Below are 25,546 nucleotides of genomic sequence, written 5' to 3' on the forward strand. Positions count from 1 at the left end.
CATGATGGATAGAAATCGCTATGCCATGTTGACGGTGGATACCGAGGCGCTGCCCAAGCGCGCCACGGAGGATCACGTCAAACGGTTGATGTGGGGTGTGCACGAGAAGGGGCGGGCAGGGGTTGCCGAAATGGCTTCCATCGGCGACGAGTTCGGCGTCAAGCACGTGTTCTTCGTGGATCAGTGCGGCGCGTATGCATACCTCGACGAAACGAAGGAGGTCGTGCGCCGGCTGGATGCCGCGGGGCAGGACGTTCAACTGCATACGCATCCGGAATACCTGCCGGACTCGTTCTGGGCCGAGCACGGCCTTGCGCGACGGCCGCAATACATGAATCAATACACGGACGATGCGCGCGCGGAGTTCGTGATTCGCCACTTCGGCGGGCTGATTTCGGCGGAAACGGGCAAGCCGGTGCTGGCGCACCGTGCCGGTTCGTTTCGCTGGAACGCGTCGACGATCCGGGCGCTGAAGTCCACCGGCGTACAACTGTCGTTCAACAATTCCCTGTGCGCGGTCCATGCCGGGCAGTGCAACTACAGCGAGCCCACGAATCTGCCGTTCCAGTGGTCGAACGGCGTGATCGAAGTGCCGATGACGGAAAAGAAGATCCTGCCGAAGGTCGGCAAGGAAGAATGGTGGGCACGCCTGACTTATCCTGAATCGCCGTATTTCCGGTTTCGTCCGTGGTGGGGCAAGCTGCTGCTCGACGCGTTCAGCGGCAGTCCGACGTTCTCGATTTTCCTGCTTCATTCGTGGTCGCTGCTGTATTGGGACGAGAACGGGCATGCGACCTATCGGGACGACCAGCGTGTCGAAGGCTACCGGAAACTCCTGTCGCGCCTGACGAAGGACTACGACGTGATCACGACGTCGGAATTCCTCGACTTGCAGGCCCGCGGCAGGATCCGGACCACGCATACGACCGATCTCGCCTGTGCCGAACTGAAGACGGCCGGGGCGGCGAAAGCATGAGCACGATGCTCGATTCGTTGCAGACGGCGTTGACCGAGCCGCTGCTCGCGATGAGCCGTCGACTGACGGCGCGTGTGCTCGAGCGCAAGTTGAAGCAGCGTTCGCACGGCGCGCCGTTCGTCGGCGATCCGGACAGCATGCTGTACGTGGCGGCGAGCGCATTGCCGTATCACACGAGCGGCTATACGACGCGCACGCACGAAGTCGTTCGCGCATTGGCGGCTGCGGGCGGTCGCGTGCATCCGCTGACGCGGCCCGGCTATCCCGGCGATCGCGCGGATCGCCTGACCGACGCCGCCGGAAGCGAGACGCAGGTGAGCGAGGTCCGGTATCTGCATGCGAGCGCGCCGTTCAACAACCGGCCGGTGCTGATGTATGCGTTGCAGGCGGCGCCCGTCATCGCGCGCGTGGCCATGCAGCATCGCGCGTCGGTGATCCACGCGGCGTCGAATCACGTGAACGCGCTGCCGGCGCTGCTGGCGGCGCGGCAACTGGGCATTCCGTTCCAGTACGAGATGCGCGGGTTGTGGGAGTTGACGCGCATCTCGCGCATGCCGGAATACGAAAGGCGGCAGGGGTTCGCGCAGGGGCTGCAGCTGGAGGGTCTGGTGGCCCGGCACGCGGACAAGCTGTTCGTGATCTCGGCGCAACTGGGCCGGTTCGCGCGCGATCGCTGGGGGATTGCCGGCGAGCGGATGTATTTGCTGCCGAATTGTGTGGATCCCGAACGGTTTACACCTTCGGCGCCCGAGGAGATCGACGCCGACACGATTGGATATGCAGGCTCGCTGATCGGCTATGAAGGACTCGACACGTTGATCGATGCGGTCGGCCGGTTGAGCGGGCAAGGGCGCGCGGTGCGGGTCGAGATCGTCGGAGAAGGCGAGGCACGGCCGGCGCTTGAGGCGCAGGTGCGGCGCCTCGGATTGTCGGAGCAGATTCGCTTTCTGGGCCGGACCTCGCCCGAGCAGGCGCGCAGGACGCTCGGTCGTTGTGCACTGGTGTGCATCCCGCGCAAGCCGTTCAAGGTTTGCAAGATCGTGCCGCCGATCAAGCTCGTGGAAGCGCTCGCGATGGGCAAGCCGGTGGTCGTGCCGGATCTGCCGGTGTTTCGCGACGAAATGGGTCCGAGCCCGGCTGGCTGGTTTTTCAAGGCCGGCGATGCGGTCGACCTGGCACGGGTGATCGATGCGGCGCTGTCCGATCGCGGTACGCTCGCGGCGCTCCGTGGCCAGGCGAGAGAATACGCGACCACACAGCGCCGCTGGCGCGAATTTGTCATGAACGCACTGCCAATGTCGCAGGGTGAGGGGTTAAATGGTCGGCAGGATCATTAGAAAACTGGGTTCGTTGGTCTACGACTATCCGACGGTTGCGGAGGATGTGGAGCAAGTCGGACGCTTCGGGTGCCTGAAGATTGCGCTCGTCACCGATTACTTCACGGCGGACTGCTTGTCGGCGGAATGTCGCGTGCGCACCATGACGCCTGCCAACTACGCGGACGTGATCGGCAACTGGAAACCGGATCTCGTGCTCGTGGAATCGGCGTTTCACGGCGTGGACGGGAGCTGGCGCTACGAGCTGGCGCGACAGTCGCCGCCGATGCGGCTGAGCAAGCCGACGGCGATCTTTCGCCTGGTCGACTTCGCCAGGCGCGCGGGCGTTCCGACCGTATTCTGGAACAAGGACGACGGCGCGTTCTTCGACACGTTCATCGACGTGGCGAAGGTGTTCGACTACGTGTTCACGACCGACGAGGCATGTCTCGACCGATATCGGCAGCAGGTGCCCGCGCACGTGCCGGTCAACACGCTGGTGATGCCGTATCAGCCGGCGTCGCATAATTTCTCGGGCTTCAATTTCGTTCGCAACGAAGCGTGCTTCACGGGCAGCTACTACCGGCGCATCCTGAACGAGCGCCGCCGTTTTCTCGACATGGTGTTCGACACCTGCGAGCAGAGCAATCTGCAGCTCAACGTATTCGATCGCAATCACGATCGCCTGTCGCGCTTTTTCGAGTTCCGCTATCCGAAGCGGAACGGGCTGCGCGTGCACGGCAAGGTGCCGCATCGGGAAACCGCGCAGGTGTACAAGTCCCATGCGATCTCGATCAACGTGAATTCGGTGACGGGCTCCGAGACGATGTTCTCGCGACGCCTGCTCGAGATTCTCGCGTGCGGCGGCATCGCGGTGACCAACGCGAGCCGCGCGGTCGACCGGTATTTCCGTGAGTTCTGCCACGTGATCGATACGCATGACGAGGCGCGGGAGTTGTTTTCGCGGCTTCGGCACGGCCCGTCGCAGGATGATCTGGACCGGGCCGAGGCAGGCGCACGCTACGTACGGCAGAACCATACGTGGGCGCACCGGCTGGAAGAAATCTGCGCCGTCGTGAAGATCTGACGGGAAGTGGCCACGATGCTCGCGCTGCTTTCCTACGCTGCCCAACTGGTCTTCCTGCTGGTGGTGCTCTACTTTGCGCTGTACGTGCTGCTCGAATTGCGCGTGCTGCTGATTTCCCGCAAGGTCGAACGGCGCAAGCTGACCGACCTGGCGCAGCCCGTCCGGATATCCGAAGACGGGTTTCATCCTCGGGTCAGCGTGCTGCTGCCGATCTGCAACGAGTCCGAGATGGTCGAGCGGCTGATCGATGCGGCCTGCCGCCTGACCTATCCGTCCAACGAGATCGAGATCCTGGTGCTCGACGACTCGTCGGATGCGACGACGAAGCTCGCGCGGGCGAAGGTCGATCGCTACGCCGCCGACGGAATCGACATCCGGCTCATCAAGCGTCAGTCGCGAACGGGCTACAAGGCCGGCAACCTGGTCAACGGCATCCAGCAGTCGTCCGGCGACTTCTTTGCGATCTTCGATGCGGACTTCTTGCCGCCTGCGGATTTCCTGCTGAAGACCATTCCGTGTTTCACCGATCCGAAGCTCGGCTTCCTTCAGACCGGCATCGGCTACGAGAATCGCGACGCGTCGTTCCTGACACGCTTCCAGGCCATGGAAATGGGCCACCAGCAATACGTGACGGTGGGGCTGAGCGAGGACGGCGACATGGCGTCGCTGAGCGGCAGCTCGTGTGTGTGGCGCAAGGAGTGCGTCGATGCGCTGGGCGGCTGGAATGCGTCGACAGTCACCGAAGACGTGGACCTGGGCTATCGCGCGCAGTTCGGCGAATGGAAGTACGCGTATCTGCGAGAAGTCGTTTCCATGTCGGTGCTGCCAGAGACCATCAGCGCGTTTCGCATTCAGCGCGAACGCTGGGGGCGCGGCCTGATCCACAGCGGGTTCAAGCATGTCGGACAGATGCTGTCGCAAAGCATGCCGCTGATGAAGCGGATGCACGCGATCTCGGTGATGTTCTCGTCCGTGCTGCTGGCTTCGATCTATGTGCTGATACTGCTCAGCATGCCGTTGACTTGCCTGGTGCATTTCGACGGCGAGGGGATTCATCTCGGCGCATTCGTCTTTTTCGTTCTGGTGGCAATCTGGGCGCTTGCGAATGCGTTCGGTTCGCGCAAGGGCGCGAGATTCGACGACAAGCCGAGTGTTCTGAAAACGGTATGGGATACCTACCTTTATATTGCGATGTTTTTGCCGATGGCCTGGTATTACTTCGCGGGGGGCGTGCGCGCGGTTTTCGGTGTGTATAGCGGCTTTCATCGCACGCCAAAAGGCAAGGAAGCCTATCGCTCGACGATGCCTCGCATCAACGCAGTTCTGCTGGCCGGCGAAATCGCCACGTTCGCCTATTCACTCATGACGGTTTTGCTGGCGATTCAGAAGAAGAACTATGTTTTGATTCCGCTCAACGTAACGGTTTGCGTCGGCTTCGGTATGGTTCTCTTTTGGTCATGGCAAGAGCATCGTGCCCGCGTGCAATCGTGATTTCCGCGTGAGCGCAGTCCAATCGACCCGAATGGCGGGCACGGATTGCCGATTTGTTAAGGGTGCCTTCCTTTCTCGCATATGGTTCGCGTAAAGCTGATTGTCAGCATCGAAAGAAACGCAGGTGTTTGCACGACGAGGGAGCGCAAGATCACGAGCGATGTTGTACGACGAATGCCGCAGGCCGCCGATGCGTTGACCGGCGGTGCTCGCCCGATCGAATCGGGGCGTGCGTTCACTTTTACCGATGGCGCGGCCGCCTGGCTTCGCTCCCGTCCCCGGTCCGGCGCCGATCTGGCGGTGCCGTCTGACGATTTGCATACGTGGCTCGGCGAATCAAGCGAGTCGAAGGATCATCAAGATTTGCAAAGAAGATTCGAGGAATTCTGTCCGTCCCAATTGGACGGGGCAGAATGCCACCAGACAGTCTCTCATCGAACCCGCCAAGTCGGAGATTCATGTCTGACAAATGGCCAGGCAACTTTAACAACGGCTTGCAGGATTGCCGTATGCAGCCGGCCGAACGGTGACGCGATCATCGGCATTCGACGCGACTAAAACGTCGTGCGAATGGACCGCTACCGGACGGTCAAATGAAATGATTCGGCAGTTTTTTCCGATGTTTGCACTTCGCGGATCGGCGTGCGACCGGTGCCAGACGATTGCAAGCAATGCGAGTTTCGTGTTTTGCATGGTCCCGATCGGCGAGAGCAAGTGCGGCGTATGCGGTCGTAACATGCAAGGTATTACTCGAATATTAATATTGATGTATGATCGCGTCGGCGCGTTGTAAGCTCGTGGCCAACAACCTTTCGCGTCGCGCAAATTTCCATGCGGTGTCGTTTCGCTGCATGGCCCGCACATTTTTTTCGCAACCCTGATTCGGGCGGTCGCACATCGTTACATCGATGTTCCGTGCCAATGCGTGATGTGTCGCGGACGTAGTCAAATCATACGAAATAATCGAACGCAATAAATCGATAATGTTGTCTGCTGCTTGATCGAAATATCAGGCAGCGCTTCGCGCTTGAAGATCGATAACCAGACACCGCTGAAAAATAATGTCTGTTTAAAACGATGGAAAGCAGCAATATTCGCAACCGGGGAGGGCAGGTGAGCGCAAGCGGGCCACGAGCAATCGTGATAACCGGCAGCAGTGCCGGGCTTGGACGTGCGCTGGCATTGAGTTATGCCGCGCCCGATACCACGCTGGGGTTGATCGGCAGAAATTCGGCGCGGCTGGAATCCGTCGCCGCGGAGTGCCGTGCGCGCGGCGCCCGCGTCGTGATCGGCTGCATGGACGTGCGCGACTCGGCCACCGTCCAGGACTGGATGGTCGATTTCGATACGCGGTATCCAATCGAATTGATGATTGCGAATGCCGGCGTGGCCAGCACGCTGCAGTCCGCGGACGACTGGGAGCACATGGCGCGCACCGCCGATGTCGTCGATACCAACCTGTACGGCGCGTTGCATGCGGTGCTGCCGGCCATCGACCGGATGCGCATGCGCCGGTGTGGGCAGATCGCGGTCGTCAGTTCGCTCGCCGCGTTGCGGGGTATGGCCATCTCGCCCGCCTACTGCGCGAGCAAGGCGGCGCTGGTCGCTTACTGCGATTCCGTGCGCCCGATCCTCGCACGCGAGGGCATCGGCCTGTCGGTCGTGATGCCGGGCTTTGTCCGCACGGCGATGAGCGACGTCTTCCCGGGCAGCAAGCCGTTCATGTGGAGTGCGGACAAGGCTGCCGGTTACATCAAGAAGCGCCTCGCGCGACGCCGCGTGGAAATTGCCTTTCCGTTCAGTCTTGCCTTCGGCATCAAGTTGCTGCGCCTGCTGCCGGCCACGCTGGCGGATGCCATTCTCGGTCGTCTGTCCTATCTCCCGCGCGGGAAGGCGTGACGTGCTGCCCGGATTCGCGTTCGCGGCTGCGGCAGCCGCACTCTCGTTTCTCGTAGAGGCCATCGCGTATCCGCGCGCGTCGTTCGTCCGTTCGCCGGCGGCGATCGCTCTGCATGTCTGCGCGTTCGCGATCGTGGCGGGCGCGACTTTCGCCGTGACGGCACGGCCGCTTGTCTCGGCATCCGTCGCCCTCGTGCTGATCGCGTTGCTGGCCGTCATCAGCAACGCAAAATACGAATCCCTGCGCGAACCCTTTGTCTTTACGGACCTGAGCCTGTTCAGCCAGGTTTTCGCTCATCCGCGTCTTTATCTGCCGTTTCTGAGTGCGGGTAAGGTGTTCGGCATCGTTGCCGCCGTGGCGGTCGCGACGGTCGGGTTTCTGCTCGAACAACCGGCCGGCATGCTGGCGCGTGGCGCCGCCGCACTGATCGCGGTCGCTTGCGCGCCGGTCTGTGTCGCGCTGTCGCGTTGCGTGCCGCTGACGCTCGACCCGATGGCGGACCAGCGCCGGACGGGTTTCTTCGCGGCATTCGTCGCTTACCTCGTCAACGGGCTGCGGAGTGCGGAGCGTAACGCGTTCTTTCGCGCGGTCGACGCCGGGCCGTTCGCCGGCGGCCGTCCGCACAGCACGCCGGACGTGATCGTCATCCAGAGCGAATCCTATTTCGACGCGCGACGCCTCGGCGCATGCGTGTCGTCGGAGCCGTACGCGAATTTCGATCGCGCCCGCCGCGAGGCATTCACGCAGGGCAGCCTGGACGTTCCCGCCTGGGGCGCCAATACGATGCGCAGCGAATTCGCGATGCTGACGGGATTGCCGTCGGCGGCGCTCGGCTATTCGCGCTTTTACCCGTACATGTATGTGCGCCGCGCATGTGCGTCGCTGGCGGGCTGGTTCAAGCGAGGCGGATATCGCACGCTCGCGATTCATCCGTATCACGCCGATTTCTTCGGGCGCAACCGGGCATTCCGGTTCATGCATTTCGACCGTTTTCTGGATATTCGGGATTTCGGCGGTGCCGCGCGAGTCGGGCCTTATATCGGAGACGGCCCGGTGGCCGATGCAATCATCGCGGCCCTCCAGGAGCACGGCGACGGGCCGGTGTTCGCGTTTGCGATCACGATGGAGAACCACGGCCCGCTGCATCTGGAACCGGTCGGGCCGGGCGAATCCGAATCGCGGCATACGCTCGGCGACGACGCGCGCTGGCGCGATCTGACCGCCTATCTTCGACACGTCGAGAATGCCGACGGCATGATCGGCAAGCTGACTGATTATCTCCGCAAGCGGGAGCGTCCGACCGTGCTGTGCTTTTACGGCGATCACGTTCCCGCTCTGACTTCGGTGTTCGACGCGCTCGAAACCGAACCGACCAATAGCGATTACTTTATTTGGCGCAACTTCGCGAACGATTTCGGCGAGCACCGAAACCTTCGCGTCGAGAGTCTCGGTGCTGCGATACAGCGCGCGATGGTGCACGTCGACTGCACTCGCGCCGCTTCGCCGACCGGGATGCTTCAGACGCCGGCGTGATGATGAAAAAAAAAATTGCGATTATTGGGATAGCGTGCCGCTTTCCCGGTGGGGTTGAGGGACCCGACGACTTCTGGCAACTGCTGCGTGACGAGCGCGATGCCGTGACCGCCATTCCGCCGGACCGATTCGGCACGGCGTTCTATCAGCACCCATCGAAACGGGAGCCGGGAAAGAGCTACACGTTCGCGGCGGGCGTCGTCGACGACGTCGCGGGCTTCGACGCCGAATTCTTCGGCATCTCGCCGCGCGAGGCGGCGCAAATGGATCCGCAGCAGCGGCTGCTGCTCGAACTCGCGTGGGAGGCGTTCGAAGACGCCGGCGTGCGTCCGGCCGCGATGCGCGGACGCGACTGCGGCGTGTTCGTCGGCGTGGCGGGCATGGATTACGGCAACCGCAATATGGACGACATGAACACGATCGATCCGTATTCGGCAACCGGCAACACGCTCAGCATCGCGTCGAACCGCGTGTCTTACCTGTTCGACCTGCGCGGCCCGAGCATGTCGGTCGACACCGCTTGCTCGTCCTCGCTCGTCGCGCTGCATCAGGCGGTCCGCGCGTTGCAGTCCGGCGAGACGGCGATGGCGCTTGCCGGCGGGGTCAACCTGCTGCTGCATCCGTTCGGATTCGTCAGTTTTTCGAAGGCGTCGATGCTATCGCCGCGCGGTCGTTGCCGCGCGTTCGACGCGACCGGCGACGGCTACGTGCGCGCCGAAGGCGGGGCGTTCGTGCTGCTCAAGCCGCTCGACCAGGCGGTGGCCGACGGCGATACGATCCACGCGGTGATCGCCGGATCGGGCGTGAATTCGGATGGCCATTCGCACGGCGGCATCAACGTGCCGGCAGCCGCGACGCAGGCGGACCTGCTGCGCACCGTGTATCGGCGCGCGGGCATCGATCCGCGCACGCTCGCGTATCTCGAGGCGCACGGCACGGGCACCGCGGTCGGCGATCCGATCGAGGCGCGCGCGTTGATCGACGCGGTGTCGGGCGGCCGGCCGGAATCCGATCCGCTGCTGATCGGCTCGGTCAAGACCAATATCGGACACCTCGAAACGGCATCGGGCATGGCCGGTCTGCTGAAGGCCGTGCTGTGCCTGAAGCATCGCGCGGTGCCGCGTTCGCTGCACTTCGACACGCCCAACCCCGGCATCGATTTCGAAGGCGGCCGCTTGCGCGTGGTCGATCGGTTCACACCGCTCGCGCGCGGCGATGCACCGCTGACCATCGGCATCAATTCGTTCGGCTTTGGCGGCACGAATGCGCACGTCGTCGTCACCGAAGCGCCGGCGCCGGCGCCAGTCGCGCAGTCGGCGGCAAGGATCGATGCTCCGTTGCCGCCGCTCGTCCTCACCGCGCGGTCGCCGGCCGCGCTGGCAGCCGTCGCCGCACGCCATCTCGCGCGCCTGCAGTCGGGGGCCGACTGGGCCGCACTCGCGGCCGCCGCCGCACGGCGTCGCCAGTGGCTCGAGTATCGCGCGGTCGTCGCGCCCGCGGATCAGGCTGAAGGCCTGGCGGCGCTCGCAGCACTTGTGGAGCCGTCGGAGCATGGGCTGCCGGCATGCGCCGTGCAGGGGCAGGCCATCGAAGGCGACGCGCCCGTCGCGTTCGTCTACGCGGGCAACGGCTGTCAATGGGCCGGGATGGGCAAGCGGCTCTATGCCGAGGATGCGGTGTTTCGCGCGGCGCTCGACGAAGTCGATGCGCTGTGGCGCGCGGACGGCAACGCATCGCTCGTCGAAGTCATGTGCGAAGGTGTCGATGCCGAATGGCTCGCCGCGACCGAGAACGCGCAGCCGCTGCTGTTCGCGATGCAGGTCGGCATCACGCGTGTGCTGACCGCGCGCGGCATCCGCTTCGATGCGGCGGTCGGTCACAGTGTCGGCGAGATCGCGGCGGCCTGGGTGTCGGGCGCGCTCACGCTCGCCGAGGCCGTGCGCGTGATCCGGATTCGCAGCGGTGCCCAGGGCCTGACGCGCGGCGCGGGCAGGATGGCGGCGGCCGGCATCGGCGAAGCCGCGGCGCGCGACTGGATCGCGCGTCTCGATCTCGCCGCTGCCATTGAAATCGCGGGCACCAACAGCCCCGACTCGGTGACGCTCGCAGGTTCGCAAGCCGCGCTCGAAACAATCGGCGCGGCGCTCGCGGACGCCGGCCATTTCTATCAGATGCTCGGCCTCGATTACGCGTTCCACAGCAGTCGCATGGATGCGATCGAGCCGGTCGTACGAGACGGGCTGGCCGATCTCGCGCCGCGCGATACGCACACGCGATTCGTGTCGACGGTGACCGGCGACACGTTGCCGGGGACCGCGCTCGACGCGGGTTACTGGTGGCGCAACATTCGCGAACCGGTTCGTTTCGGCGATGCCATTGCGCGCCTGGCCGACGATCGCGTGCGCGTGTTCGTCGAGATCGCCCCGCATTCGATCCTGCGCACTTACGTGAAGCAGACGCTTGCCGCCCGCGTCGCGCCGGGCGTCGTCGTGCCGACGCTCAAGCGTCAGCACGACAGCGCGGACATGCTCGCTCATGCGATCCTGTCGGCGGTCGCGCAGGGGGCGCGCGTCGATCTCGACCGCCTCGTTCCCGATGTCCCGCACGCCGCGCTGCCGACTTATCCGTGGCAGCGCGAGCGTTACTGGCTCGTGCCGAGCGTCGAGGGCTACGGGCTCGTGAATCGTCGCGTCGATCATCCGCTGCTCGGCTATCGCCTGCACGAGCATGCGTTCGCGTGGGAGAGCCAGCTCGATCCGCAGCGCGTGCCGATGCTCGCCGATCACGTGGTCGACGGCGGCGTCGCGTTCCCGGGCGCCGGTTATGTCGAAATGGCACTCGCGGCGGCGCGCAGGTTCTTCGGCACACCGGATGTTGCCATCGAGAACGTCGAGATCCGCATGCCGGTCGTGTTCCAGCCGCAGCACGCGAAGTTGTTCCGGTTCACGATCGACGTGCGCACCGCGTCATTTACGATCGAGACACGCGACCGGATGTCGGACGGCCCGTGGAACCTGAACGTGACGGGGCGCCTGCTCGAAAGCGGCAATACGCTCGATGCGTGCAGCATGCCGGATGCGTCCGTCGTCACCCGTCTGCAGTCGCGTCCGGCGCTTTCCGGCGACGCGCTGTATGCGGGCACGACGGCGATCGGCCTCAGCTACGGGCCCGCGTTCCGTTGGGTGCGGTCGCTGCGCGTGTCGGGCGACGACGCGCTTGCCGAGCTCGATGTGCCGTCGGTTCTTGCCGATGAGCATGCGCGATCCGACTATCTGTTGCATCCCGCGCTGATGGACAGCGGCTTCCATCCGCTGTTCGCGGTGCTGGCGCAGGCCGGTGCCACGCCGGACGATGCGCATTCGGCGTTTGTCCCCGTGCAGATCGGTCGTGTCGATTTCCTGAGCGGCGAAGCGATTCGTCGCGTGCTGGCGCGCATTCATCGCCGCAGCCCACATTCGATCGTCGCGTCGTTCGAATTCATCGATGCAAACGGCAAGATCGTCGCGCGCCTTTCCGCGTGCCGCTTCCGTCGCGTCGATCTCGCCGGGCGCCGTCAAGGCGCGCCCGCGCGCTTTGCCTACGTGCTCGAAGCGAGGCCGCTGCCGGCCGGTTACACGGCCGACGCGTTGCCGCCGCCGGGCGTGCTCGTCGAGCGTGCGAACGCGCATGTCATGGCGCGTGAGGACCTCGCGCGCCGCACGCAGCATCTGACCGAAACGTTGCCGCTGCTCGACGTGCTTGCCGGTCTGCATGCGCTCGACGCGCTGGATGCGCTCGGCGTGTTCGCCCAGCCGGCGCTGCTGACGAACACGCATCCGCAACAGGTCGCGCGACTGGCGGAAATCGTCGTCGAGGACGGGCTGGCGCGCTTCGAAGGCGATCGCCTGGTTCGCGACGACGAAGCCTGCGAGGCGATGCCCGCGCGTGACGCGCTGTGGCGCGACGTGCTGGCCGCATCGCCGGCCCATGTCGCCGAGCTGACGCTGCTGGCGCACGTCGGCGCGGCGCTGCCGCGCATGCTGCGCGACACGTCGCCCGAGGGCGCGCTGCTGTCGTCGACCGGGCGCAGTCTGGTCGAGCAGTTCTTCGATGCATCGCCGACCTGGGCGCATGCGCGCGCACTGCTCGCCGCCTGCGTGACGCAGGCCGTCGCGGCGTGGCCGGACGCACGCCGCTTGCGTGTCCTGGAGTTCGGTGCCGCGAGCGGCGACGTGTTGCAGCCGCTCGACGTGGACGTGCCGGCCGGTCGCTGCGAATACCTGCTGGCGGGTACGGCGCAGCAGCTCGCCGGGTTCGATGCGGAAGCGCATGCGCACGTACGGACGCTGGCGTTCGCGACCGACGCGCCGCTGTTCTCGCAATGCCGCGATACGACGCCGTTCGACGTGGTGATCGTCAACCGGATGCTGGGCGATCATCCGGATCCACTCGCCGCGCTGACGGCGATCGCCGAACGGCTCGCGCCGGGCGGGCTCGTCGTCATCGCCGATGCGCGCCGCAGCCGCTTCTCCGACATCGTGTTCGGCACGGCCGGTGGCGCGGGCGCTGCCGGCGCGTACGGCACGCTGGCGCCTGGCGCGATCGAGTCGATGTGCGAACGCGCCGGACTGGTCGACGTGGTGCGTGATACCGAACAAGGCCTCGATCTCGAGGGCACGCCGACGTTCGTCGTCGCGCGCAAGCCGGCTGCCCGCGAGCAGGCGGCCGGCGCATCGCGGGACGAGGATCGAGCGCGCATGGTGCAGCGTGACGGCGCGCACTGGCTGATCGTGCAGGACGATGACGATGCGTTCGGCATCGCCCTGGCGGGCGAACTCGAGCGGCTGGGCTGCCGCGTCGAGTCGGCAGCGGTGCGTGACGCCGCGGCATGGGCGGCGCGTCAGCCGGCCGGGCAGCCGGCGCATGTCGTGTTCGTGGCGCCGCTTGCATCGCTCGACACCGCCGACGGTGCGGCCATGATGCGCGCGCAGCACGGTGGCGCGCTCGCGCTGACATCGATCGTGCGCGATCTCGATGCCGCGGGCGCGACGGAGCGCGGGCGACTGTGCGTCGTGACGCGTGGCGGCGCGCCGTTCGCCGCAGGCACGTCGTCACACCCCGAGCATGGAACGTTGTGGGGTCTCGGCCGCGTGATCGCGAACGAGTATCCGACGCTGCCGCTCCGGTTGATCGACGTCGATCGCGCCGTCGAACAACCGGCGTCGCAGCTTGCGATGGCGCTGCTCGGCGACGATGGCGAGGAAGAAGTGCTGCTTGCGCCGCAGGGCCGCTACGTGCCGCGCATGCTGCCGGCCGCGCAGGCGGCCGAGCGTGACGACGCGTCGTCGAGCGCATCGGACCGGGCGGGGGCGCGGCTCGCATTCGACACGCCGGGTTCGTTGCGCAACCTCGCATGGTTCGCGATGCCGGCACGCGATCTCGCCGCGGGCGAGGTCGAGATCGAGCCGATGGCGACGGGGCTCAATTTCCGCGACGTGATGTACGCGATGGGGCTGCTGTCCGACGAAGCCGTCGAGACGGGCTTCGCGGGCGCGACGATCGGCATGGAAATGTCGGGACGCGTCGCGCGGGTCGGCGCGGACGTCGAAGGGTTTGCACCGGGCGACGCGGTGCTGGGTTTCGCACCGGCATCGTTCGCGACGCGCGTGGTCACGCGCGCGACCGCGATCGCACGCAAGCCCGACACGATGTCGTTCGAGGAGGCCGCCACGGTTCCGACGACGTTCTTCACCGCGTACTACGCGTTGTGCGAACTGGCGCGACTGCGACGCGGAGAGCGCGTGCTCGTGCACGGCGGCGCGGGCGGGGTCGGCATCGCGGCGATCCAGATCGCGCGGTATCTCGGCGCGGAAGTCTTCGCCACTGCGGGCAGCGACGAGAAGCGCGAGTTCATTCGCCTGCTCGGCGTCGACCGCGTGTTCGATTCGCGCAGCCTCGCGTTCGCCGACGAGATTCGTGCGCGCACGCACGGCGAAGGCGTCGACGTCGTGCTCAATTCGCTCGCGGGCGAAGCGATGGTGCGCAGCATCGATACGCTGCGTCCGTTCGGCCGCTTCCTCGAACTCGGCAAGCGCGACTTCTACGAAAACAGCCAGATCGGCCTGCGGCCGTTCCGCAACAACATCAGCTATTTCGGCATCGACGCGGACCAGCTGATGGGCGCGCTGCCGTCGCTGACGACGCGACTGTTCGAGGAAGTGATGCGCCTGTTCTCCGCCGGCGTGCTGCATCCGTTGCCATACCGCGCGTTCCCAGCCGCACGTGCGGAGGAAGCGTTCCGCTACATGCAGCAGGCGCGCCAGATCGGCAAGGTGCTGGTCACCTATCCGTCGGGCACGCCGGCGCCGACGCGTGGCGTCGCGGTGCCGACGCTGCGGCTCGACCCGCAGGCGGCATACCTGATCGTCGGTGGCACCGGCGGGCTGGGCTTCGCGACCGCGCGCTGGATGATCGAGCGCGGCGCGCGGCACCTGACGCTCGCGAGTCGCGGCGGCGCACTGGGCGCGGCAATGCAGGCCGAAGCCGACCGCTGGCGAGACACGCTCGGCGCCGACGTGTCGGTCGCGCGATGCGACGTGACCGACGCCACGGCGCTCGACCGCCTCGTCGACGAGATCGAGCGTCGCGGAACGCCGCTCAAGGGCGTGCTGCATTCGGCGATGCAGATCGACGACGGGCTGCTGCGCAACGTCGACGACGCACGCTTCGCGGCTGTGCTCGAACCGAAGGTGGCGGGCGCATGGAACCTGCATCGCGCGACGCAGCGTTGCACGCTCGATTTCTTCGTCGTGTATTCGTCGGCGACGACCTGTCTCGGCAACCCGGGGCAGGGCGCGTATGTCGCCGCCAACGGCTTTCTCGAAGCGCTGGTCGCGCATCGTCGCGCGGCCGGCCAGCCGGGCGTGTTCATGGCTTGGGGGCCGATCGAGGACGTCGGCTTCCTCGCGCGCAACGCCGGCACGCGCGAGGCGTTGCAGTCGCGGATTGGCGGTGCGTCGATCACGTCGGACGAAGCGATGGCCGCGCTCGAGCGCGCGCTTGCCCAAGGGACCGCCGGCGAAGCGGTCGTGCGCCTCGACTGGGGGGCCGTTTCGCGCGGCATGCCGGCCGCGCACGCTCGGCGCTACACGGCGTTGCAGACGGGTGGAGTGGCCGAGACGTCGAGCGAGGATCGCGTGTTGCCGGAACAGTTGCGTGCGCTGCCGCCTGCCGAGGCGGTCGCCCTCGTCGAGACGGCGCTGCGCGGCCAGATCGCGCGGATTCTGCACATGTCGCCGGAGCGCGTCGATGCCGGCCGGTCGGTCCTCGATCTCGGGATGGACTCGCTGATGGGCATGGAGCTCGGCATGGCCGTCGAGGAGACCTTCGGCGTCAAGCTGTCGATCATGGCGATCGCGGAAGGCGCGACGGTGCATACGCTGGCCGAGCGCATCGTCGAATTGCTCGATGATCGGCACGGCGACGGAAAGGCCGCGGCAGCGGACGAGCTGGCGCAAGCGCTGGTCGCGCGGCATGCATTGGGCGATGAGGCGCGGGCGACGCTCGCACGTCATCAGGATCACGAAAAAAACCAGGGGGCAGCAACATGCAAGTCGACGCCGGTGCATGCCGGGTGAAAGCACCGCAGGGGTGGCAGGCGAGCGAAGGCACGGTCGCCCGGCCGGTGACGATGACCGGACATGGTCTGCACACCGGCCGCCGGGTCCAGGTGCGGATCCTGCCCGCGACGCCGTCGGACGAACGGCACGGGATCGTGTTTCGCCGCATGCGCGGCGATCATCAACTGGGGATGCTTGCCGCCGGCCCGGCGGTGCGTCGCGCGCAGCCGCTCTGCACGATGCTGCGTGCCGACGACGGCATGGGCGTGCGTACGGTCGAGCACCTGCTTGCATCGCTGCTGACCTGCGAGATCGATCACGCGATCGTCGAACTCGATGCGGAAGAAGTGCCGATTCTCGACGGCAGCGCGCGGCCGTGGATCGACGCGATCGCGGCCGGCGGCCGTGCCGAATTGCGGCGTTCGAAGCGCTTTCTCCGGGTGCTGAAGCCGGTGGGCGTGGCCGACGGCGAGGGCGCGTCACGGCGCGAATTGCGCGTCGAGCCCGCCGAGCGATACGAATTCAGCGTGCGCGACGATCTCAAGGGGTTCGGCGACATGCAGTGGGACGGCGAGCTCACGCCGGAGACGTTCGCCAGCGAGATTTCGTCGTCGCGTTCGTACGGGCGGATCAAGTGGGCCGTGCCGGCGATCGCCGTCGGCTACCTGACGGGCACGCCGATCCTGCGCGGCGCGAGGCCGTCGTGCACGGCGTCGATCATCGGCAATCACGTGATCGGCGGACTGCGCGCGCCCGACGAATTCGTGCGTCACCGCGTGCTCGATCTCGTCGGCGATCTGGCGCTCTCGGGCTCGCCGCTGCTTGGGCGCGTCACCGCGCATCGCCCCACTCACGAAATGAATTACCGACTCCTCAGCGCGTTGCTCGGTACGCCCGACGCGTACGAATGGATCGACGTATCCGCGTAACGCGGACGCAATGACGTAACGGACGGACTGCCCGGAACCCAAGACATGGCACTCGGAGAACACCTTCGCCAGCAACTGGCGGCGAAAGCCCTGAAACGGCAACTCGAGCGCGCGACGGAAGCCGCCGCGGCGCCCGGCGTGCCCGGTACGCCGGCGGCGCAGGCCGCGTCGGCGCGCAGCCGTTTCGAATCGATGCCGCAATATCAGCAAGTCAGGATCATGCGCGAGATGGGCGAGAAGCTGCGCGTCGACTCGCCGTTCTTCCGCGTGCACGATGGCGTTGCCGGCGCGACCACCCGGATCGGCGGTCGCGAATACGTGAACTTCGCGAACTACAACTACCTCGGTCTCGCCGGCGATCCGACCGTATCCGAACGTGCGAAGGCCGCGATCGACCGCTATGGCACGTCGGCGTCCGCGAGCCGGATGGTCGCGGGCGAGCGTCCGGTGCAGCGCGACCTCGAGCGGGCGCTGGCCGCGTTTTACGGGAGCGACGATTGCGTCGCGTTCGTGAGCGGCCACGCGACCAACGTGACCGTGATCGGCGCGCTGTTCGGCCCCGGTGACCTGATCGTCCACGATGCGCTCGCGCACAACAGCATCGTGCAGGGTGCGCAGCTGAGCGGTGCGAAACGGCTGAGCTTCGCGCACAACGACTGGCAGGCGCTCGACGAACTGCTGTCGCGCGTGCGCCGCGAATACCGGCACGTGCTGATCGCGATCGAGGGGCTGTACAGCATGGATGGCGATTTCCCGGACCTCCAGCGTTTCGTCGACGTGAAGACGCGCCACGGCGCGTTCCTGCTGGTCGACGAAGCGCACTCGCTCGGCGTGCTCGGCGCGACGGGCAAGGGCATCCGTGAGCATTGCGCGGTCGCGCCCGACCAGGTCGACATGTGGATGGGCACGATGAGCAAGACGCTGGCCGGTTGCGGCGGCTTCATCGCCGGCTGTCAGCCGCTCGTAGACATGCTGCGCCATCTGGCGCCCGGCTTTCTCTACAGCGTCGGACTCGCGCCGACGCTCGCCGAAGCGTCGCTGGCCGCGCTCGAACGCCTGCAGGCCGAACCGGAGCGGGTTGCGCAACTGCAGGCGCGCGGGCGGCAGTTCCTGACCGAGGCACGCGCGGCGGGGCTGAACACCGGCACGAGCGCGGGGTATGCGGTCGTGCCGGTCATCACCGGAAGTTCGCTGAAAGCCGCGCAGTGGGCCAACGCGATGTTCGACGAAGGGATCAACGTGCAGCCGATCTTCTATCCGGCCGTCGAGGAGAAGGCCGCGCGCCTGCGGTTCTTCATCTGCTCGACGCACGAGCCCGGGCAGATCAGCCGGACGGTCGATGTGCTGGCCCGCCTGGCGGGGCGGGCGGCATGATGTCCGCCGCGGCGCTCGCGCCGTCCTTCGACGTGCCGCAAGCCGGTGCGTCGACGCCGTTTCGCGCCGCATGCGCGGACGATGCGGCGGCATGTGCGCCGCTCGTGTTTGCATCCGGCGTCGGCGAATTCGGTTTCTTCCTCGGTGAAAGCGACGCGCGCTGCATTGCGTTCCTGCAACAGGCGTTCCGGTCGCGTCACGGCCGGTTCTCGTGGCGCAGGCATCGGGTCGCGGTCGGCGCCGACGGCACCGTGCATGCCGTGATGGCCATCCATGACGGGCGCAGGACGATGTTCGACGACGTTCACGTCGTGTGGGCCCTGGCGCGTTTTTTCGGCGTGCGCCGCACGATCGGCCAGCTGCTGCGCGGGCTGGTGCTCGAAACGGAGATTCCGGCGCCCAAGCGCGCGCACATCCTCATTGCGCATTGCGCGACGGCCGAGCAGCGGCGCGGTGTGGGCATCTTCACCGCACTGCTGCGCGACGCGTTCGAGAGCGGTGCGTTGCCGGACGACGACAGCCGTGACATCGTGCTCGACGTGCTGACCCGCAACGAGCGCGCCCGCGCGCTGTACGAGCGGCTCGGCTTCGTCGCGCTGACGCGGTCGCGTCAGCGCTCGCGAAAGTTGCCGGCCGAGCTCGATTCGGTACGCATGCGGTTCACGCGTCGCGGCTGAAGGCGTGCTTCACATCTCTTTCATGCACAGTTCGAGCGCGGCTTCCCAATGCGGCGCGCACAAGCCGAAGTGCTCCGCCAGTTTTGCATTCGACATGCGGGAATTGGCCGGGCGCGACGCGGGTGTCGGATAAGCGCTGGCCGGAATGGGTGACAACGACGGCCTTTTCGACAGATTCGAAAGACGGAAGATCGCCTCGGCGAATCCATGCCATGAAGTTGAGCCGGCCGCACACAGGTGATAGACGCCCGAATGCGTGTTCCACCATTCGTGCTGTCCGTCCCGTTCGTTCATGGAGGCGCCGATAGCTTGCGCGGCGACGTTCGCGCTCAGCGCGGCGATCGTCTTCGACCAGGTTGGCGCACCGATCTGGTCCGCGACGATCTTCAGTTCGTCACGCTCGGCGCCGAGGCGCAGCATGGTCAACAGAAAGTTCTTGCCGCGCGTGCCGTACACCCAACTCGTACGGAAAATCAGGTGCGCGCATCCCGATGCCGCGATCGCCTGCTCGCCCGCGAGTTTGGTCGCGCCGTACACGTTTTGCGGATCGACCGGATCGTCCTCGATGTACGGGCCGTTCTTCGTCCCGGCAAACACGTAGTCCGTCGAGTAATGAATCAGCGCCGCACCGATGCGCTTCGCTTCTTCGGCGAGCACGGCCGGTGCCTCCGCATTCAGGCGCGTGGCCAACGCGATGTCGTTCTGCGCCTGGTCCACGGCCGTATAGGCGGCCGGGTTGACGATGATGTCCGGCCCGACGTCGCGCACGACGTCGCGCACCTGATCAAGGCGCGACAAGTCGAGCTTCCCGCGATCGAGCGCGACCACCCTGCCGAGACCCTGCAGGCTGCGCGCCAGTTCGAATCCCACCTGGCCATTGATACCGGTGAGCAGGATGGTGCGTTGCTCGGGCGATTTTTTCTGTCGCACGGTGCCGCTCACTCGTAGTACTCGGCTTCGGCGAGCCGCTTGCCAGCCGCATCCTTGGCCGCGAGCACTGGTTCGCCGTCGAGCGGCCAATCGATGCCGATCTCCGGATCGTTCCACAGCAAGCTGCGCTCGTGCTCAGGGAACCAGTAGTCGGTGGTCTTGTAGAGGAATTGCGCCGTCTCCGACAGCACCACGAAGCCGTGCGCGAAGCCGGGGGGCACCCAGAGCTGGCGATGGTTGTCGGCCGATAGTGTCACGCCGGCCCATTTGCCGAAATTCGGCGAACTGCGCCGGATGTCGACCGCGACGTCGAACACCTCGCCTTCGACCACGCGCACGAGTTTGCCTTGCGCGTGCTCGATCTGGTAGTGGAGCCCGCGCAGCACGCCTTTTACGGAACGGGAGTGGTTGTCCTGGACGAACTCGACGTCAGCCTCGACGAGCGCAGCGAATTCCCGCGCGTTGAAGCTCTCGTAGAAATAGCCGCGCGCGTCGCCGAATACCTTCGGCTCGACGATCTTGACTTCGGGGAGCGCCGTAGCAGTTACCGTGATGGCCATGCAACCTGATCCGTAAGAATGTTCAGCAAATATTTGCCGTAGCCGTTTTTCGACAGCGGCTGCGCGAGCTTCTGCACCTGCTCGGCATCGATCCAGTGCCGGCGGTACGCGATCTCCTCGGGGCAGGCGACGACCAGGCCTTGCCGCTTCTGCAGCGTCGCGATGAAGCTCGCGGCCTCGATCAGCGAATCGTGGGTTCCGGTGTCGAGCCATGCATAACCGCGCCCCATGATCTCGACGTTCAACGCACCGTCCGCGAGATAGCGGGAATTGACGTCGGTGATTTCGAGCTCGCCGCGCGGCGACGGCTCGATGTCGGCGGCGATGTCGCACACGCGGTTGTCGTAGAAGTAGAGACCGGTCACGGCGTAGTTCGAACGCGGCTTGGCCGGCTTCTCTTCGATCGATACGGCACGGAAGTCCTGATCGAATTCGACGACGCCGTAACGTTCGGGATCATGCACGTGATAGGCGAACACCGTCGCGCCCGCGTCTTGCGCGTCTGCGTGCTCGAGCTGTTTGGCGAGGTCATGACCATAGAAGATGTTGTCGCCAAGGATGAGCGCCGACGGATCGTTGCCCACGAATTCGCGACCGATGATGAAGGCCTGTGCAAGGCCGTCGGGCGACGGCTGCACCGCATACCGGATGTTCATCCCCCACTGGCTGCCGTCGCCGAGCATGGCTTCGAAGCGTGGGGTGTCCTGCGGCGTCGAGATGATCAGGACGTCGCGAATGCCCGCGACCATCAGCGTCGAGAGCGGGTAATAGATCATCGGCTTGTCGTAGACCGGAAGCAGTTGCTTCGAGACCGCATGCGTGATCGGATAGAGCCGTGTGCCGGAACCGCCGGCGAGAATGATGCCCTTGCGCGCCATGTCCGTTCCTCTTACGCGCGGTGCGCGTAGTTCGTTGCGACCCACTTCCGGTAGTCGCCCGAAGCGACTTCGTCGACCCATTCCTGATGGTCCAGATACCAGCGCACCGTTTTCGCGAGACCGGTTTCGAACGTTTCGGCGGGCTTCCAGCCGAGTTCGCGCTCGAGCTTGCGTGCGTCGATCGCATAGCGGCGATCGTGGCCCGGCCGGTCGGTCACGTAAGTGATCTGGTCGCGATACGAACCTGCCGATTTCGGTCGCAGTTCGTCAAGCAGGTCGCACAGCGTGTGCACGACCTCGAGATTCGTTTTCTCGTTCCAGCCGCCGACGTTGTACGTGTCGCCGGTCTGGCCGCGCGCGAGTACCTCGCGGATCGCACTGCAGTGGTCGCCCACATACAGCCAGTCTCGTACATTCTGGCCGTCGCCGTACACGGGCAACGGCTTGCCGGCGAGCGCGTTGGCGATCATCAGCGGAATGAGTTTCTCGGGGAACTGGTACGGGCCGTAGTTGTTCGAGCAGTTCGTGGTCAGTGTGGGCAGGCCGTAAGTATGCTGATACGCGCGCACGAGATGGTCGGAACCGGCCTTGGTCGCCGAATAGGGGCTGTTCGGTGCGTACGGAGTCGTTTCGGAGAATTGCGGATCGGCAGGCGACAGCGAACCGAATACTTCGTCCGTGGAAACGTGCAGAAAGCGAAATGCGGCCTTGTCCGTCTCTGGCAGCATATTCCAGCATTGGCGTGCTGCTTCGAGCAGCGTAAATGTTCCGACGACATTGGTCTGAACAAAATCCGCCGGCCCGTGAATCGAGCGATCGACATGGCTTTCCGCAGCAAAATGCAGGACTGCGCGAGGCTTGTATTCGGCGAACAATGCATCGAGCGCCGCTCGGTCGCAAATATCGGCCTGCGCGAACACGTGCTTCGGGTTTCCGTGCAGCGCCTTTAATGTTCCGAGATTGCCCGCATAGGTCAATTTGTCGACGTTCAGAACCGATTCGTCAGATTGACGCAGCCAATCCAGCACAAAATTGGCCCCGATAAAGCCGGCGCCACCTGTAATCAATATCATGTAGCCTCTTTTTTTATGTTAATGGCAGTGAATCCTGCCTTGCTCTCATTCGTGCGCGTACCCCTCGATTGACGCAGGACGGGGAATACCAAGAAATCATGTGGCTCCAACCGATCTGGGGGCTGAGTTGCACGCATATTCTAGGGTATTCCTTCGAGGCGACGCATGTATCAACCGGACAGTCTGCTTGAAAGACTATTAATTCTCTATACCGCAGGACTCGGATGGTGAGGGTCGTGGGCGGTGTATCTCGGTTTCCCGTGCGCTTGCACGGGATTCATCAGACGTCTATCGCGCGCCAACATTTGCGGAAAACCGCAAGGCGAGTACGCGCAGAAGTCGGTGACGAATGCAGTGATGGTTTTTTGGATACTAAAAATCGATGGCAACTATATCATGCGCGATTCGATCCGTGCGAATCGGTCGTTTTATATCGGGATTTGGAGTCGCAATATTTTTACTTTACTGTCATGGTGGGTGCCGCGGCCATTGACGTCCCTGTCGTATGACTCGTTAAATACGGTTCGATTCGGACTCATTTCCCCGGTGCGGGGAATTTAGACGCCGCTTCAACCTACTTGTGCCGCGGATTGAACGGCCGCTGCTGCACATCCGCCCCATGCGCGACGATCGCCGTGCTTTCGGGCACTTCCTCCCATGCGCCGCGCAGGTCGACGAGCGGTTCCGACACGACCATGAACGCGTCGTCGCCCGCTTCGACGATGCGCGGATTGTGTGGGTAAAGTTCGTGCAGATGCTTGAACGACGTGCTGTGGAACAGCGAGCGCGATTGCCGTTCGCTCGAGTAGCGCACCGCGATGATCCGGTCGCCGTCCGTCGCGCAGATCGTCATGTTGAGCGGCTCGGCGACGCGGTAGCGCGCGGCGGTGTCCTCGATCACGCCGACCATGCGTTCGAGCGCCGGCAGCGGCATCTGCTCGAGGCCGTAGGTCAACGCGAGACGGAACATCACCTCGGAGTCGGTCGATCCTTCGAGCGTAGCGAAAAGCGCCGGGTCGACCTTCATCGTCAGGTCGCGGCGCAGCTTGTGGAAATCGCGGATCAGTCCGTTGTGCGCGAACAGCCAGCGGCCATGGCGGAACGGGTGACAGTTGGTTTCCTGGACGGGCGTATCGGTTGCCGCACGGATGTGCGCGATGAACATCCGCGAGCGGATCGCGCGCGCGGCTTCGCGCAGGTTGCGGTCGTTCCATGCGGGATGCACTGAGCGGTAGCGGAACGGCAGTTCATCGGGGCGGCCGTACCAGCCGATGCCGAACCCGTCGCCGTTGGTGGTCGTGGCGCCCAGTTCCGAATGCAGGCTCTGGTCGATCAGCGAATGCTTCGCGCGAAACAGTACGGTCTCGAGATGGATCGGATTACCCGTATAGGCGAGCCAGCGGCACATGGAGCGCTCCTTCGCGATGAATCCTCTCGCGCATGGTAGCCGACTTCGCGGCGCCGCTATACGCGGCTGCCGCGCGCTCGCCGGTTGGTGGACTGCACCGGGCGATCGTCGATGAAGGATGCGGCGGGTGCCGCATCCTTCGTGCACGCGTCAGTCGCCGAGCGCGTCCATCACGCGGGCGGAGTAGACGAGCGCCGCGCCCGCATTCAGCGCGATCGCGACGCCGAGCGCTTCGGCCACTTCCTCCTTGGTCGCGCCATGCTTCGCGGCTTCCGCCGTGTGCACGGCGATACAGCCGTCGCAGCGCGTCGTGACAGCCACCGCGAGCGCGATCAGTTCGCGCGTCTTCGCGTCGAGGTGGCCCGTCTTGGCACCGGCGCCGGACAGCGCCTTGTAGCCGGCCAGCGTGTCGGGCGAGAGCTTCGCGATTTCGCCGATGCGCGTGGTGAGTTCCTTCCGGTATTCGTTCCAGTTCAGCATGATGCGTCCTTTCGAGAAGAAGTGGATCGGGCGGCGGATGCCGCGATCTCGGGCGATGCAGCACTTATTCTGATCGCCTATGCTGAGGGTTTCGATACGTTAGAGTGTCAATTTTTAGCGCAAACGTCTCATGGACGCGTTGAGTCAACTGTTGTCGCTGGGTCGCAGTCATGTCGAACTCGACGTGCGCTGCCTGCTCGATGGCCCGTTCGCGATGCCGCACGATCCGTTGCCGCCCGGCGAGGCGGCGTTTCACCTGCTGCTGTCCGGTACGTGCCAGCTGCGCACGGCTGACGGGCGTACGCTGCGGCTGTCCGACGGCGATTTCGTGCTGTTGCCGGCGGGGGACGCGCACGGCTTGTCTGATATCGAGGGCGGCGGTGTGCGGTCGGTCGCGTCGCTGCGCGAACCAGGCGCGGCCGGCGGTGCGGTGCTGCCGGTCAAGTCGAATCGCGATCCCGCGGCCCCGGCCGATGCAAGTGTCGACCTGCTCTGCGGGCGCTTCGTCTACGCGCGCGGTGCCGGTGATTTGTTGATGCGCACGCTGCCGCGCGTGCTGCATGTCGGGTTGCGCGAGGCGTCGGGGCCTGCGTCGCTGCAACGGCTGACGAGCGTGCTGCGGGCGGAGGCATCGAACGCGCAGCCGGGTGCGCGTGCGATCGTGAATGCGCTCGGACAGGCGCTGCTCGCCTACGCGTTGCGCGCGTACGGCCGCGATGCGCGCGTGCCGGCCGGCTGGCTCGCGCTGGCCGCCGACGCGCGGCTCGGCCCGTCGGTCCAGGCCGTGCTGCAGGCGCCGGCGCAATCGTGGACGGTCGAGTCGCTCGGCGCGGCATCCGCGATGTCGCGTGCGACCTATGCGCGGCATTTCCGAGCGAAGGCGGGGATGAGTGTCGGCGCATTCGTCGCGCGGATCCGGATGATGCATGCATGCGCGCTGCTTCAGGATACGCAGCGCGGCCAGGCGGAAATCGGGCAGGCGGTCGGCTATCAGTCGGAGGCGGCGTTCGGCAAAGCGTTTCGCGCGGTGCTCGGCACGACGCCGGGGCGCTGGCGGCGCGCGCAGCGCGGCACGTGAGGTTGCCCGCGGGATCGTCGTGCTCGACGATGAATCGATGGCGAAAAACGAGGAGGGGAGAAGTGTCTGCCTGCCGCGGCGCACACCCGCTCGCGAGGCAACAACAATGAAAAAGGGGCTTCCGGTTTCCCGGAAGCCCCTTCTTGACATCTTGGTAGGCCGTGCGTGACTCGAACACGCGACCAACGGATTAAAAGTCCGCTGCTCTACCAACTGAGCTAACGACCCAAAGAGCAAAAAATTATAGCGGCGGATCGC

17 protein-coding genes and 1 tRNA gene are annotated in these 25,546 nt (G+C 65.3%); 11 read left to right on the plus strand and 7 right to left on the minus strand.

Translation table 11 applies throughout. From position 1 onward, the window contains the following. The first annotated feature begins 1 nt into the window (after position 1). From HWX25_RS16470 to HWX25_RS16515, 10 genes are all read left to right on the plus strand, one after another. Complete coding sequence (locus HWX25_RS16470) at positions 2-976, plus strand: polysaccharide deacetylase (RefSeq protein WP_059820500.1); 975 nt, start codon at positions 2-4, stop codon at positions 974-976. After that, the gene (locus tag HWX25_RS16475) at positions 973-2,313 is read left to right on the plus strand and encodes a glycosyltransferase (RefSeq protein ID WP_244138775.1); all 1,341 of its coding nucleotides are present in this window, start codon (positions 973-975) and stop codon (positions 2,311-2,313) included. Before HWX25_RS16470 ends, HWX25_RS16475 begins: the two co-directional genes overlap by 4 nt. A 142-nt stretch (positions 2,314-2,455) precedes the next feature. After that, on the plus strand, positions 2,456-3,379 hold the full coding sequence (locus HWX25_RS16480) for a glycosyltransferase (RefSeq protein WP_244138776.1): 924 nt from the start codon (positions 2,456-2,458) through the stop codon (positions 3,377-3,379). Positions 3,380-3,394: 15 nt separating this feature from the next. Further along, positions 3,395-4,870 (plus strand): glycosyltransferase, encoded by a 1,476-nt coding sequence (locus tag HWX25_RS16485; RefSeq protein ID WP_175909175.1) that lies wholly within the window; start codon positions 3,395-3,397, stop codon positions 4,868-4,870. A 1,113-nt stretch (positions 4,871-5,983) separates the two neighbouring features. Next, positions 5,984-6,769 carry an SDR family NAD(P)-dependent oxidoreductase gene (locus tag HWX25_RS16490; protein WP_175909201.1) on the plus strand — a complete coding sequence of 262 codons (786 nt, stop codon included), beginning with the start codon at positions 5,984-5,986 and terminating at the stop codon, positions 6,767-6,769. 1 nt (position 6,770) lies between these two features. Beyond that, positions 6,771-8,303 carry an LTA synthase family protein gene (locus HWX25_RS16495; protein ID WP_244135220.1) on the plus strand — a complete coding sequence of 511 codons (1,533 nt, stop codon included), beginning with the start codon at positions 6,771-6,773 and terminating at the stop codon, positions 8,301-8,303. A 2-nt stretch (positions 8,304-8,305) separates the two neighbouring features. Then, positions 8,306-15,919 (plus strand): type I polyketide synthase, encoded by a 7,614-nt coding sequence (locus HWX25_RS16500; RefSeq protein ID WP_175909178.1) that lies wholly within the window; start codon positions 8,306-8,308, stop codon positions 15,917-15,919. Next, positions 15,916-16,830: a UDP-3-O-acyl N-acetylglycosamine deacetylase gene (locus HWX25_RS16505; RefSeq protein WP_175909202.1), complete on the plus strand. Its 915-nt coding sequence runs from the start codon at positions 15,916-15,918 to the stop codon at positions 16,828-16,830. The genes HWX25_RS16500 and HWX25_RS16505 overlap by 4 nt, the downstream gene beginning before the upstream one ends. A 45-nt stretch (positions 16,831-16,875) precedes the next feature. Continuing rightward, positions 16,876-18,204 carry an aminotransferase class I/II-fold pyridoxal phosphate-dependent enzyme gene (locus HWX25_RS16510; protein WP_175909181.1) on the plus strand — a complete coding sequence of 443 codons (1,329 nt, stop codon included), beginning with the start codon at positions 16,876-16,878 and terminating at the stop codon, positions 18,202-18,204. Continuing rightward, a complete protein-coding gene (locus HWX25_RS16515) occupies positions 18,201-18,881 on the plus strand; it encodes a GNAT family N-acetyltransferase (protein WP_175909183.1) in 681 nt (226 codons plus the stop codon). The genes HWX25_RS16510 and HWX25_RS16515 overlap by 4 nt, the downstream gene beginning before the upstream one ends. Before the next feature lie 9 nt (positions 18,882-18,890). Here the strand turns inward: HWX25_RS16515 and rfbD are convergent, their stop codons facing one another. From rfbD to HWX25_RS16545, 6 genes are all read right to left on the minus strand, one after another. Beyond that, positions 18,891-19,811 (minus strand): dTDP-4-dehydrorhamnose reductase, encoded by a 921-nt coding sequence (gene rfbD, locus HWX25_RS16520; protein WP_175909185.1) that lies wholly within the window; start codon positions 19,809-19,811, stop codon positions 18,891-18,893. Positions 19,812-19,819: 8 nt separating this feature from the next. Further along, a complete protein-coding gene (gene rfbC, locus HWX25_RS16525; protein WP_175909187.1) occupies positions 19,820-20,371 on the minus strand; it encodes a dTDP-4-dehydrorhamnose 3,5-epimerase in 552 nt (183 codons plus the stop codon). Continuing rightward, entirely contained in the window at positions 20,356-21,249 is an 894-nt protein-coding gene (gene rfbA / locus HWX25_RS16530) for a glucose-1-phosphate thymidylyltransferase RfbA (protein WP_059820506.1), read from the minus strand. Before rfbA ends, rfbC begins: the two co-directional genes overlap by 16 nt. Positions 21,250-21,260: 11 nt before the next feature. Beyond that, entirely contained in the window at positions 21,261-22,322 is a 1,062-nt protein-coding gene (rfbB, locus tag HWX25_RS16535; RefSeq protein WP_059820507.1) for a dTDP-glucose 4,6-dehydratase, read from the minus strand. 574 nt (positions 22,323-22,896) lie between these two features. After that, positions 22,897-23,730 (minus strand): class II glutamine amidotransferase, encoded by an 834-nt coding sequence (locus HWX25_RS16540; RefSeq protein ID WP_059689014.1) that lies wholly within the window; start codon positions 23,728-23,730, stop codon positions 22,897-22,899. Between the two features lie 150 nt (positions 23,731-23,880). Beyond that, positions 23,881-24,210 carry a carboxymuconolactone decarboxylase family protein gene (locus tag HWX25_RS16545; RefSeq protein ID WP_059474721.1) on the minus strand — a complete coding sequence of 110 codons (330 nt, stop codon included), beginning with the start codon at positions 24,208-24,210 and terminating at the stop codon, positions 23,881-23,883. 130 nt (positions 24,211-24,340) lie between these two features. Between HWX25_RS16545 and HWX25_RS16550 the strand changes: the two genes are divergently transcribed. Next, complete coding sequence (locus HWX25_RS16550; protein WP_175909189.1) at positions 24,341-25,288, plus strand: AraC family transcriptional regulator; 948 nt, start codon at positions 24,341-24,343, stop codon at positions 25,286-25,288. Between the two features lie 152 nt (positions 25,289-25,440). On the opposite strand, the gene HWX25_RS16555 is transcribed toward HWX25_RS16550, so the two are convergent. Beyond that, positions 25,441-25,516 (minus strand) — tRNA-Lys (locus HWX25_RS16555). Positions 25,517-25,546 lie beyond the last annotated feature (30 nt).

Origin of the sequence: Burkholderia sp. BCC1640, from assembly GCF_902833125.1 — a bacterium.
Taxonomy (GTDB): Bacteria; Pseudomonadota; Gammaproteobacteria; order Burkholderiales; family Burkholderiaceae; genus Burkholderia; species Burkholderia diffusa.

Bases quoted from the DNA above. Each gene is read 5' to 3' on its own strand.
- HWX25_RS16470 (WP_059820500.1), top strand. From the start codon at position 2: ATGATGGATAGAAATCGCTATGCCATGTTGACGGTGGATACCGAGGCG.
- HWX25_RS16475 (WP_244138775.1), top strand. From the start codon at position 973: ATGAGCACGATGCTCGATTCGTTGCAGACGGCGTTGACCGAGCCGCTG.
- HWX25_RS16480 (WP_244138776.1), top strand. From the start codon at position 2,456: ATGACGCCTGCCAACTACGCGGACGTGATCGGCAACTGGAAACCGGAT.
- HWX25_RS16485 (WP_175909175.1), top strand. From the start codon at position 3,395: ATGCTCGCGCTGCTTTCCTACGCTGCCCAACTGGTCTTCCTGCTGGTG.
- HWX25_RS16500 (WP_175909178.1), top strand. From the start codon at position 8,306: ATGAAAAAAAAAATTGCGATTATTGGGATAGCGTGCCGCTTTCCCGGT.
- HWX25_RS16510 (WP_175909181.1), top strand. From the start codon at position 16,876: ATGGCACTCGGAGAACACCTTCGCCAGCAACTGGCGGCGAAAGCCCTG.
- HWX25_RS16515 (WP_175909183.1), top strand. From the start codon at position 18,201: ATGATGTCCGCCGCGGCGCTCGCGCCGTCCTTCGACGTGCCGCAAGCC.
- rfbC (WP_175909187.1), bottom strand. From the start codon at position 20,371: ATGGCCATCACGGTAACTGCTACGGCGCTCCCCGAAGTCAAGATCGTC.
- rfbA (WP_059820506.1), bottom strand. From the start codon at position 21,249: ATGGCGCGCAAGGGCATCATTCTCGCCGGCGGTTCCGGCACACGGCTC.
- rfbB (WP_059820507.1), bottom strand. From the start codon at position 22,322: ATGATATTGATTACAGGTGGCGCCGGCTTTATCGGGGCCAATTTTGTG.
- HWX25_RS16540 (WP_059689014.1), bottom strand. From the start codon at position 23,730: ATGTGCCGCTGGCTCGCCTATACGGGTAATCCGATCCATCTCGAGACC.
- HWX25_RS16545 (WP_059474721.1), bottom strand. From the start codon at position 24,210: ATGCTGAACTGGAACGAATACCGGAAGGAACTCACCACGCGCATCGGC.
- HWX25_RS16550 (WP_175909189.1), top strand. From the start codon at position 24,341: ATGGACGCGTTGAGTCAACTGTTGTCGCTGGGTCGCAGTCATGTCGAA.